Source organism: Mucilaginibacter sp. SJ, from assembly GCF_028993635.1.
Lineage (GTDB): Bacteria > Bacteroidota > Bacteroidia > Sphingobacteriales > Sphingobacteriaceae > Mucilaginibacter.
The window spans coordinates 2,434,137-2,446,496 of sequence record NZ_CP118631.1 but is presented as its reverse complement, the minus strand read 5'-3'; the positions used below and the strand labels follow the sequence as shown (position 1 = coordinate 2,446,496).

Here is a 12,360-nt window from a genome sequence, read left to right as displayed (position 1 = left end):
TAGCTTATACTTTTATCCTGTTTTTACTCAATTGTACAGCCGATTCGATTGCCAGTATCATGGCATCGCTGCTGGCAACGCCTTTGCCTGCAATTTCAAAGGCTGTCCCATGATCAACGGAAGTGCGAATGATCGGCAGGCCCATGGTAATGTTAACGCCTTTGACGCTATCCATTTGCTGTTTTTCGGCATTCCATTTAAAGCCGGTAAGCTTGAACGGGATGTGTCCCTGGTCGTGGTACATCGCAACTATACCGCCATAATACCCGGTTGATGCTTTAGAAAACAATGTATCGGCAGGTACGGGGCCTTCCACATCGTAACCTGATTTTAAAGCCTCCTGTACAGCGGGGAGAATTTCAAGATCATCCTCGGTGCCAAACAACCCCGAGTCACCGGCATGTGGGTTAAGCCCGGCCACGCCGATCTTCAGGTTTTTTTCACCCAGGGAAATGAGTCCATCCTGCAAGAGCTCGATTACTTCAATGATGCGGTCTTTTTTAACCAGGTCGCAAGCTTGCCGTAACGAAACATGGGTTGATACATGGATCACCTTCATGTTATGCTCAACCAGCAGCATGGCATACTTTTTTGTACCTGTGTAATGGGCGTAAATTTCGGTATGCCCGGCAAAGTGGTGCCCGGCCTCGTTGATGGATTTTTTATTGATAGGGCCAGTTACGGTAGCGTCAACATCGCCGGCAAGCGCCAGTTCAATCGCTTTTTTAACCGCTTCAAATGAGGCATTACCAGCCATGGCCGAGATTTCCCCAAAACGCAACTGTTCCATATCCACATTTTGCAAATCAAATACATCCGGCTTGCCGAAAACGAAACGCGCGTTACGGATATCTTTGATAGAATTGATAGTGGCGTTTAAACCCAGGCGTTTTACGATGTCAAAAAACACACCGGTATCGCCAATAATTAACGGACGGCAGATCTCATATAACCTTTCGGTTAATAAAGCTTTGACGGCTATTTCAGGGCCAATACTGGCCGGATCGCCCATGGTTATGGCTATGATCGGTCTGTCGGCTGTCATTGATATATCGGTAAACTAAGGTTTTCAACATTAAGCATACTTTGCAGTTTCTTTTGCAGATCGGCGGCTTCTGCATCACTAACTTTTAACAAAGGTGACATCATGTACGAGCGGCATAACCCGGCGCTTTGCATCAGCGATTTCAATGCCGCCAATGATTCGCCCAGCAGGCGTTTTCCCTGGTAAATATCACCTATCAGGTTGGAGTGCCGTTGCAGTTGCAGCGCGGCGGCTTCGTCATTATTATCGGCTGCCACTATCATTTTGTAATAAATATCGGGGAACAGGTTTCCGGTACTTGGCACCAGTCCGTCGCTTCCCGTAAACAGCGCATGGGCGGATTGCGCCCCCCAGCCTAAAAAGTGGCTGAAGTCGGCCCTGCCGGCCCATAGCTTCAGTGAATCTTTTAAACGGTCATGGTTTCGTTCCGAATCTTTGGTGCCTACGATATTATCATGATAGCTTAATTCATTAAGTAGGTTTAAGTTGATTGATACATTGGTAGTAGCCGGAATATTATAAACTATCAGCGGAATAGGGATTTCATTGGCCAGTGTTTCAAAGTATGTTTTGATCTCATACTCGGTTAAGGTAAAGTACGCCGGCAGATGGGCTACTGCAACATCAATGCCTTCATCGGCACAACGTTTTGCCAGTTCGATAGAATCTGACAGGCAATTGGATGAGATACCTGCATAAAGCAGCTTGCCGGGTTGTCTTATGGAGGCCGCCAGTTTAATAAAATCAAGCTTGAGCTCGTTGGGTAATGAGGCTGATTCGCCGGTAGTACCCAATATAAAAGGTACGCCGCCGTAGTTGAAGATGCTATCGAATATTTTTTCAACCGCGTCATGGTCAAGCTTGTAACTATTGGTAAGTGGTGTAATGGATGGCACTACCAGGCCATTATATTTCTTTTTTAGTTTCATTAGTATGTTTTAATAAGCAGCCTCGTAAATGTTAACGGCATCATCTATGTTTATCGGTCGCGGGTTATTTTTAAGCAGCCGGGTAATTTTCATGGCATCTGCAGCCATCTGTGGTATCGTGTTCTTATCAATGTTTATTTCTTTTAAACTTGCCGGGATCCTGCACTCACCGATCAGCTGCCTGATCTTTTCAACACCGGCATGAGCTGTCTCAAAATCGTTGATACTGCTATTACAACCCAATGCACGGGCTACTGCAGCATAGCGTTCCGGTGCTGCTGGGATGTTGTATTCCATTACAAAAGGCAGCAATAGCGCGTTTGAGAGGCCATGTGCAATGTGGTACATGCTGCCCAGGGGGTAGGAAAGCGCATGGACACCAGCTGTGTTAACCGGGCCTAAACAAAAGCCACCCATTAAACTGCCAATAGCTAATTGTGTACGGGTGTCCTCATCAGCACCGTCGTTTACCGCTTTAACCAAATTAGCAGCGATAAGCCTGATCCCCTCAAGTGCGTACATATCAATAAAAGGGTGGGCATATAAGTTAGTGTAAGCTTCAAGGCAATGGGTTAGTGCATCAAGTCCGGTTGCGGCGGTAACCTCTGCGGGCAAACTGATCATCAAAGCCGGATCAATGATCACCACATCCGGAACCAGGTATGGGCTGATAATGCCTTTTTTCTGATTATCAGTATCATCTATCAATATGGCGTTAGGCGATGCCTCGCTGCCTGTACCCGCTGTTGTGGGAATGCAGATCAGTTTTTTAGTACGGTTTTTAAGCAGGCCAATGCCGGTTATCTCTGCCAGGGTTTGGTTATTATTAATTTGTGCGGCTATGAGTTTAGCCACGTCAAGTACGCTGCCGCCACCAATGCCTATGATCACATCGGCTTCAGTATGTTTTACAGATGTAAGCAAATCTTCAAAATCCCTAAACGAAGGCTCCTTTACTATTGATGTATCAACATGAGTGTTAATTCCTACTTCTTTAAATTGAGCTAAAAGTGGTTCAAGTTTATTTAACAGCGGACTGATGGTAATAATTAAAGCTGATTTATACCCGCCGCTGATAACATCACCGGTTAATTTAAAAAGCGAGTTTTTGCTAACAATTACCTGACCCGGAAACCGGATAGTGATGTCGCGATAAGGATGTTCAGTTTGCGGCATATACTTATATATTAATAATAGCTGGCCCTGGTTAATTGGTTTTGATATAAAACAAAGATGGATAATGCCGCCTCCCATTTTTATCCAACCGTTATCCAATTATTATACGATATTATCAAAAGGGGAGGGGGGTTAAGTAGTTATGATATTATCTGCCCATAATTGGCTTTAATAGGTAGTTATTATAGTAAATAACCACTAAAATACAGGGAGACGGGGCATGACAGTTCGGCAATTAAAAGCTGTTAACTTAGCAAAAAGTTGAATATGAGGATATAGGGCCAAGTTTATTGACTGTTTATCTTTTGATGCTTTTATTCATCGGTTGTCAAACTGCCGCCTCCTAATTATAAATCATCCGACTAAACCCCGGTATTTTTTAATATTTCTGTTAACTAATTAAATACACATCCTTATGAAAAGCGTAAAGACCTTAGGACAATTTATTATAGAGAAACAGGCAGATTTCCCTTTTGCTAAAGGCGAACTGTCAAGGCTTTTGCGGGATATTGGCATTGCCGCTAAAATTGTAAACCGCGAGATCAGCAAAGCCGGGCTTATTGATATCATCGGCGAAACCGACTCGGTAAATTCGCATGGTGAGCGTCAGAAAAAGATGGATGTTTATGCCAATGAGCAATTCATCGCGGCATTGCGTAGTGGCGGCGAGTGTTGCGTTGTAGCTTCAGAAGAAAATGACGAGCATATCCGGATAGAATCGGAGATTTCAAAGCATGCCAAATACATTGTTGCTATTGATCCGCTGGATGGTTCATCAAATATTGACGTAAATGTGAGCGTGGGCACTATATTTTCTATATATCGCCGTAAATCCACCGAAGGTGCTGCTACTCTGGAAGATGTGCTGCAGAAAGGTACCGAGCAGGTTGCAGCGGGGTATGTGATCTATGGTTCATCAACCATGCTGGTTTATACTACTGGCAAAGGGGTTAATGGTTTTACACTTGACCCATCGATAGGAGAGTTTTGCCTGTCGCACCCCGATATTAAAATGCCTAAGGATGGCTATATCTATTCAATAAATGAAGGGTATTACACCCATTTCCCTTTGGGTGTAAAAAAATATATTAAGTATTGCCAGGTTGAAGATGTAACTACCAGTCGCCCGTATACTTCAAGGTATACCGGATCAATGATTGCGGATATTCATCGTAACCTCATTAAAGGCGGCATCTTCCTATATCCAACCACTGCACAGTATCCAAAAGGCAAACTAAGGTTGGTTTATGAATGTAACCCAATGGCCTTTATTGTGGAGCAGGCCGGCGGTATGGCATCTACAGGTTTTGAGCGGATCCTGGATTTGGATGTTAATGAACTTCACCAGCGTTCGGCTATTTTCATTGGTTCGGAAAATATGGTTAAGCAGGCTGAGGATTTTATGCTGGCTTTTTCTTCGCAGCAGCCTTCTATAAGTCAGCATAAGCAAGTTATTTAATCAATTAATGAACTGCTGTTTGCAGCGCAATTTTTACCTGGATTAATAGATGAAATAATTTTATATGCTTTATTATAAAAATTAGGTTAGACTAATTTTTTTTATTTGTTTTGTATATTATTTATGATGTGCTAAAACGAATGAAAATATTATCTTTACTATGTTTTTTATTAACGCCGGCTGTGGTTTTTGCTCAGCATGGTTCCCTCAAAGGAAGATTAACAGCCGGCAATGAACCGCTTTCTTTTGCTACTGTTGCACTTTCAGGAACTGCTATCGGCGTTACTACAAATGATAAAGGCTACTACCATTTAAAAAATGTTCCGGCAGGTACATATACCGTAGTATTTTCCAATATTGGGTATGTTACCGAGCGTTATAAGGTGAGTGTAAAACCGGATGAGGCTACCTTACTGAATGGGAACCTTCAGGAAAGCAGTTCTAAATTGAGTGAAGTAACTGTGACCGGGGTTTCACGTAAAACCGAGCTACGAAGTAATCCCATACCTATTGCAGTGATGACCCGGAAAGAAATGGATCAGAATGTGAATAACAATGTTATTGATGCCATTGTAAAAGGAGTACCGGGTGTTAACGCCGTTACCACGGGGCCTAATATTTCCAAACCATTTATCAGGGGATTAGGCTATAACCGGGTGTTAACTTTGTATGACGGCGTGCGCCAGGAAGGACAGCAATGGGGTGATGAACATGGTATTGAGATAGACCAGTATGGTATCGGTCGCGCTGAAGTAGTGAAAGGCCCGGCAAGTTTAACCTATGGCTCGGATGCACTGGCAGGGGTGATCAACATGATCCCTTACTTGCCGGTTGGCGAAAACAATATTTTGAGAGGTGACTATACCGCCGATTACCATACCAATAACGGTATGATCGGCACTTCGCTGGGTTTGTCATACAAAAAGAACGATTGGAGGTATACCTTCCGGGCAACGGCAAAAGCGGCGCATGATTATCAAAACAGCATTGATGGTTATGTATACAACACCGGTTTCCGTGAGTTTAACCTATCAGGCATGGCCAGGGTTGATAAAAATTGGGGTTATTCGCAAATTGCAGCAACTGTTTATGATAACCGGCAGGAAATTCCCGATGGTAGCCGCGATTCATTAACAAGGCAGTTTACTAAGCAAATAGCAGAAAGTAGTACTGATAATATCCGGAACCGGCCAATTGTTAGTAATGACGAGTTAAGATCATACAGTATAACCCCACTGCACCAGCGTATTCAGCATTATCGCATTTACACGCACAATGAGTTTAAACTTGGCGAAGGGAGCAGTATCAGTGCTTCGCTCGGGCTGCAGCAAAGCATCCGCAGGGAATATAATCACCCTACATTGGCAGATCAGCCGGGTTTGTACGTAGTGCTTAACACACTTAATTACGATCTGAAATACAATTTACCAACTATAGGAGGTATAGAAAGTACGCTCGGTGTAAACGGGATGTACCAGACTAACCGCAGCAAGGCTGCAACGGATTTTCCCATCCCTGATTATAACCTGTTTGATGCCGGGACTTTTCTTTTCGCTAAAAAGACTATTGGGAAGGTTGATATCTCAGGTGGCATCAGGTATGATAACAGGCACATCCGCTGGAACGATTTTTATGTGGGGCCAAACTCTAAAAACGGCTTTGAGCAGCATGTGAAATTACCGGATACAGCAGGTGCTCATTTACAGTTTCCGGCTTTTAAACATGTATATCAGGGTGTTTCGGGGAGTTTGGGTATAACCTACAATATCAGCGAACGCTTATTGTTTAAGGCTAATGTTGCCCGTGGATACCGGGCGCCCAATATCACCGAAATAGGATCAAACGGGCTCGACCCCGGCGCGCATATTGTTTATTTAGGCAACCGCAGCTTTAATCCCGAATTTAGTTTACAGGAGGACCTGGGGTTCATCGCTTATCTTAAAGATGTTGACCTGATTGCTGAGCTGTTTAATAACCACATCAACAATTACATTTACCAGGCCAAACTAACCGATGCCAATGGTAATCCTGTGGTGATTGTGCCGGGTAACAGCACTTATCAATATCAGCAAAGCAGTGCCCGGTTGTATGGAGCCGAGTTCACGCTAAATGTGCATCCGCAAAATGTAAAATGGCTGGCTTTTAACAACAGCCTGGCTTATGTAACAGGAATCAACGGCAATAAACAGCTTGTTGATGAATCCAATGGGGCAGCTAAATATTTGCCATTTATTCCGCCGTTGCACGTCCGGTCGGAGTTTAAGGCGAGCTTGCAGAAAGCGTATGGTGCTTTTTCCAGGATTTACTTTAAGGCCGAAATGGATGCTTATACCACACAAAACCGCTTTTATGCTTTAGATAATACCGAAACGGCTACGCCCGGCTATACGCTGTTTAATATAGGAACCGGTACTACTATCAAAAACAAATTGGACAAAACCATCTGTGAGCTTTTTTTGCAGGTTGATAATTTGTTTGATAAAGCCTATCAATCCAACCTTAACCGTTTAAAGTATTTTGAGTATTACCGGTCGTCGCCAAACGGGCACCTGGGTATTTATAATATCGGGCGGAATATCAGTTTTAAAGCGATTTTCCCTTTTTGATTTATTTTTAATGAAATATGCCTTTTTTTGTTTTTATTGCCTTGAGTTTATGCACATCATGTAAGCGTGCGATGATAACTTTGAAATTCATTGATTAACGTCCCATCATGGTTTCTCGCAGAGGACCCTGATGTATACGCCGGGCAAATTCGCCGTTGCGAATGCTCTTGTAGAAATACAGAATGCGGTTGAACCTCATGAGGGGGACGTAAAATAATTCAAAATTTTATCGGCCGATGTGCTTAAAAGTCAACAATCATAAAAACATCTAAAGTAAATGGTTTATAAAACAAAGGTTTTCATTTGTGTGCTGCTGTGTGGCATATGCGGTGGAATGATGGGCGCTAAGGCACAGTTGCATATACCGGCTTCTTATGCTTTAATTAAACGGGTGGTGCCAGGTTATGCACAAAATTTTATTGTTCAACCACTTTCTGAAAATGAAGCCAAAGACGTTTTTGAGGTAGATGGCGCTAAAGGCAAAATTATATTAAGGGGCAATAATGGCATTGCGGTGGCATCAGCCTTATATTATTACCTTACCGAATACGCCCATTGCCAGATCACATGGAATGGTACAAATCTGAACCTTCCCGCAAAGTTGCCTATCCCAACCCAAAAGGTTCATAAAACTACGCCTTACCAATACCGGTATTATCTTAACTATTGTACCTATAGCTATAGCATGAGCTGGTGGGACTGGAAACGATGGGAAAAGGAAATTGACTGGATGGCCCTTCACGGCATCAATATGCCGCTGGCCATAACCGGGCAGGAGTACGTTTGGGACAAAGTTTACAAAGGCATGGGCTTTAGCAATAAAGATATGCAGGACTTTTTTACCGGTCCCGCATATTTTGGCTGGTTTTATATGGGCAATATAGATAAATGGGACGGCCCGCTGCCCGCAAGCTGGATAACCAGTCACCGGGATTTGCAGATCAAAATATTGCAGCGTGAGCGCGAACTTGGTATAAAACCGGTGCTTCCGGCGTTTACTGGTCATGTGCCGGCATCGTTTAAAAAACATTTCCCTAATGCTAAACTAAAGCAAACCAACTGGAATAACGGTTTTGCCGATACTTATATCCTGGATTCGGAAGATCCGCTATTTGCAGAGATCGGTAAAAAGTTTATACAGGAACAAACCAAGGTTTATGGCACGGATCATTTATATTCTGCCGATACTTTTAATGAGAATGAGCCTCCATCAAATGATCCTAAATTCCTTTCGGAACTAAGCGCGCGGGTTTATGATGGTATGAAAGGGGCCGATCCGAAAGCTGTTTGGGTAATGCAGGGCTGGTTGTTTTTCAGCGACCGCAAGTTCTGGCAAAATGAGCAGATCAAGGCATTGCTGAATGCCGTGCCCGATGATCATATGATAGTGCTTGACCTCAATACCGATTATGAACCGATATGGAAGCGCACCGAAGCATTTTACGGCAAACCCTGGATCTGGAATATGCTGCATAACTATGGCGGTAACAATAGCTTGTTTGGTAGGATAGAGGCCGTCGCAACCCAACCCGCGCAGGCTCTTAACGACCCTAAATCAGGAAAAATGGTGGGTATTGGTTTAACCATGGAAGCCATTGAACAAACCCCTGTGCTTTACGAGCTGATGACACAACATACCTGGCAAAATAAGCCAATTGACCTTGATCAATGGCTGCCGGAGTACTTGTTTAACCGCTATGGTGTAAAAAGCAAAGATGCGCTTGATGCCTGGCAAACACTCAGGACTACCGTTTTTAACGGAAAGGATATTCGTGATGGTGCCGAATCGATCATCACCGGCAGGCCAACGCTTGATTCGGCCGCTATATGGACACGCACCCGTTTAAACTACAACCGGAAAGACCTGCTGCCTGCCTGGGATAAAATGATTACCGCCATCCCTGCGTGCAAACAAAGCAGTGGTTTTAACTATGACCTGGTTGATGTAACGCGACAAATATTGGCTAACTACGGCAGGCCAATCCAGCTGAAATGGATCAAGGCATATCATGATAAAGATGAAAAGGCTTTTGATAAGTATACGGCCGAATACCTTAACCTGATAACCGATATGGACAGGTTGCTTGCCACCCGTAAAGATTTTATGCTGGGGCCCTGGATAGCCGATGCCCGTAGCTGGGGGACTAATCCCAACGAAAAAGCGCTTTATGAAAAAAATGCCCGTAACCTGATAACGCTTTGGGGCGATGCCAATAGTCCGCTGCATGAATACTCCTGTAGACAGTGGAGCGGTTTGCTCAATGACTTTTATAAAGTACGCTGGCAAAAATTCTTTGACTTATTGAAAGGATCACTTAAAACAGGTAAAGAGCCCGATTTTAAACAATTTGACAAATCAATAAGCAATTGGGAATGGCAATGGGTTAATTCGTCCAAAACTTACCCGGTTGCTCCTGCCGGAAGCAGCGCTGCAGTTGCAAAACAGCTTTATGAAAAATACAGGACAAACATGGGTAACGATCTTAAGTAATGGATACATCGACAGCTAAATCTACAACTACCATTGTAAAGCCGGCAAGGTTATTGTCGTTAGACGCCCTTCGTGGGTTTGATATGTTTTGGATCATGAGTGGGGAAGGAGTAGTGCACGCACTTGCGAAAGCTACGGGCTGGCCGCTCATGGTATGGATGTCGGGGCAGCTGCATCATACCGAATGGAATGGCATTACCTTTTATGATATGATTTTTCCCTTGTTTTTGTTTATTGCCGGCGTTTCCATGCCTTATTCAACGGGCAATAAAGTTGCTAAGTATGGGGTAGTTTATCCCTATCTGTTGCCCTCCTCATCCAAAGGCGAAATTTATCGTTCCATGATCAGGCGTACCATTATCCTGTTATTTTTAGGGGTGGTTGTTAACGGCTTGTTTAAGTTTAACGGATTGGAGAATACCCGCTTTGCAAGTGTGCTGGGGCGTATTGGATTGGCCTGGTTTTTTGCAGGTGTAATTTATCTGAATTTCGGTACCCGGGGGCAAATTTTATGGTTTGGTATTTTGCTGTTTGGCTATTGGGCAGCAATGGAACTAATCCCGGTTCCGGGTTACGGGGCAGGGGTTTTAACAATGAATGGCAGCCTGGAATCTTATATTGATCGTTTATTACTTCCCGGTCGCCTGCACGATAAGGTACATGATCCAGAAGGTATATTATCTACCATTCCGGCTATTGGCACCGCCATGCTGGGGATTTTTACAGGCCAGTTCCTGAAGCTTGAATCTGTAAAATGGCCGATGTGGAAAAAGGGCTTTTGTTTATTAGCGGTCGGTATTTTATTTATCGGGTTAGGCATGCTTTGGAATATTGCTTTCCCGATAAATAAACGTTTATGGACAAGTTCGTTTGTAATGTTTGTAGGTGGCTGGAGCCTGGTTTTCCTGTCGGTATTTTACCTGGTGATAGATGTTGCCGGATATAAAAAATGGGCATTTCCTTTTGTGCTTATTGGTGTAAACTCTATCCTGATTTACCTGGCATCTGAAGGGATGGTTGATTTTCAACATACTGCTAACTTTTTCTTCGGGGGAATTATCAGTCATCTCGCTCAAAGCTGGCAACCGGTGTGGGCAGCAATATCTATTGTAGTTGTACAGCTTGCTTTGTTGTACTTCTTATACCGGAATAAGATTTTCCTGAAAATATAAACTAAGAAGTTGTAAAAAAAGTAATTCAAAAAAAACTGATATAACCCCAACGTCATTGCGAGTATCCATCAGGGGGACCCTGAAAAAAATGTGATGATGTCTTCGGTTTTGTATATTTAAGCTATGGTGCGTGGGGCAGCGTTAGGGATAGTAGCGGAAAGCCCACAGCGTACGGGGGCCTTGCGTGTGGGCAAGGCGAGGACTTGTAGCGAATAGCCCGGGCCGGAGGCAACGCCCACGTTATAATTAAAACGAAAATTACCTTTAATAATCAATGACCCACAATCACGTCATTAGGTACGAAGCAATCCCCTATTTTACAGGGCTAATTTGCACAGCATCTCTGCCTATTGGGGATTGCTTCGTACCGCAATGACGTTTTTCATTTTTAAATAGCCTCCAATAGGCGCTTCTGTTTTTTGTAACGATGAAAAAATAATTGAGATAAAATCGTATTAAATTCGTTAATTGTTAAAATAACACTTAATATTGAATTGTTTTAACCTTCATTATGACCAGGCGCATACTTTTCTTTTTTACACTTGTTTTGATTGGCACAGCTTCATGTGCACAAAAACACATGATCCCAAATCCAATAACCGGGAAGTACTTTGCCGATCCTACCATTGTAAAGGATAAAGGTCGCTATTTCATTTATGCCACAATTGACCCCTGGGGCGATAAAGAACTGGCTGTGCTGGAAACTACCGACTTTGTTAAATTTACGCGTCATCATATCAATTGGCCAACCAAACAAGCCTGCACCACTACAACCTCGCTTAACGAAATGGTTTGGGCGCCATCGGTAGTGAAAGGAAAGGACAATAAATTTTATATGTATGTGGCCGTAGGCGGCGAGGTTTGGGGAGGCGTAAGCAATACACCCCTTGGTCCATGGAAAAATTTAAAGAGCGATAATACGCCAATGGTGAAATCTACCGATTACCTGCAGGTGCATAATATCGATCCGGATTGCTTTATTGATACCGATGGCAGCGCATATCTTTATTGGGGATCAGGATACAAATGGATCAACGGACATTGTATGGCTGTAAAGCTAAAGAATGATATGGTGTCGTTTGACGGGGTGCCGAAAGACATCACCACGCCTCATTTTTTTGAAGGTGCGCATATGGTTAAACGTAACCAAACCTATTACTTCATGTTTTCCGAAGGTAAGGCCATTGATGCCACCTACCAGGTAGGGTATGCAAAAGGGAGTAGCCCGCTTGGCCCTTTTCAAGAAGATGAGCACCGTGTTATATTAAGCACCTCTGCCGATAGTACGGTGATAGGCCCCGGCCACCACACCACCTTTGTTGAAAAAGGACAACGTTATATTTTATATCACCGCATTTTTCCGCAAAAGCAATCGTTTGTGTTAAGACAACTGTGTTTAGACAGTTTAAATTTTGACGCAAACGGTAATATTAAAAGGGTGAGCACTAAAGGAGTAAAAAAGTTCAATTAACCTTATAACCT

8 protein-coding genes are annotated in these 12,360 nt (G+C 43.4%); 5 read left to right on the top strand and 3 right to left on the bottom strand.

What is annotated here, in order from left to right; genetic code table 11:
• Positions 1 to 4: 4 nt before the first annotated feature.
• From pdxA to MusilaSJ_RS09760, 3 genes are read right to left on the bottom strand one after another with little or no spacing between them, the layout of a single operon-like run.
• Positions 5 to 1,045 (bottom strand): 4-hydroxythreonine-4-phosphate dehydrogenase PdxA, encoded by a 1,041-nt coding sequence (pdxA, locus tag MusilaSJ_RS09770; RefSeq protein WP_274989793.1) that lies wholly within the window; start codon positions 1,043 to 1,045, stop codon positions 5 to 7.
• Positions 1,042 to 1,974: a dihydrodipicolinate synthase family protein gene (locus tag MusilaSJ_RS09765; RefSeq protein ID WP_274989792.1), complete on the bottom strand. Its 933-nt coding sequence runs from the start codon at positions 1,972 to 1,974 to the stop codon at positions 1,042 to 1,044. The genes pdxA and MusilaSJ_RS09765 overlap by 4 nt, the downstream gene beginning before the upstream one ends.
• A gap of 9 nt (positions 1,975 to 1,983) precedes the next feature.
• On the bottom strand, positions 1,984 to 3,150 hold the full coding sequence (locus MusilaSJ_RS09760; RefSeq protein ID WP_274989791.1) for an iron-containing alcohol dehydrogenase: 1,167 nt from the start codon (positions 3,148 to 3,150) through the stop codon (positions 1,984 to 1,986).
• Between the two features lie 415 nt (positions 3,151 to 3,565).
• Between MusilaSJ_RS09760 and fbp the strand changes: the two genes are divergently transcribed.
• From fbp to MusilaSJ_RS09735, 5 genes are all read left to right on the top strand, one after another.
• Positions 3,566 to 4,609 (top strand): class 1 fructose-bisphosphatase, encoded by a 1,044-nt coding sequence (fbp, locus tag MusilaSJ_RS09755; protein ID WP_274989790.1) that lies wholly within the window; start codon positions 3,566 to 3,568, stop codon positions 4,607 to 4,609.
• A 140-nt stretch (positions 4,610 to 4,749) separates the two neighbouring features.
• On the top strand, positions 4,750 to 7,215 hold the full coding sequence (locus MusilaSJ_RS09750) for a TonB-dependent receptor (protein ID WP_274989789.1): 2,466 nt from the start codon (positions 4,750 to 4,752) through the stop codon (positions 7,213 to 7,215).
• 277 nt (positions 7,216 to 7,492) lie between these two features.
• Positions 7,493 to 9,706 carry an alpha-N-acetylglucosaminidase gene (locus MusilaSJ_RS09745; protein WP_274989788.1) on the top strand — a complete coding sequence of 738 codons (2,214 nt, stop codon included), beginning with the start codon at positions 7,493 to 7,495 and terminating at the stop codon, positions 9,704 to 9,706.
• Positions 9,706 to 10,878, top strand: coding sequence for an acyltransferase family protein (locus MusilaSJ_RS09740; protein ID WP_274989787.1), 1,173 nt, complete (start codon positions 9,706 to 9,708; stop codon positions 10,876 to 10,878). The genes MusilaSJ_RS09745 and MusilaSJ_RS09740 overlap by 1 nt, the downstream gene beginning before the upstream one ends.
• 511 nt (positions 10,879 to 11,389) lie before the next feature.
• The gene (locus MusilaSJ_RS09735; protein ID WP_274989786.1) at positions 11,390 to 12,349 is read left to right on the top strand and encodes a family 43 glycosylhydrolase; all 960 of its coding nucleotides are present in this window, start codon (positions 11,390 to 11,392) and stop codon (positions 12,347 to 12,349) included.
• The last annotated feature ends 11 nt before the right edge of the window (positions 12,350 to 12,360 follow it).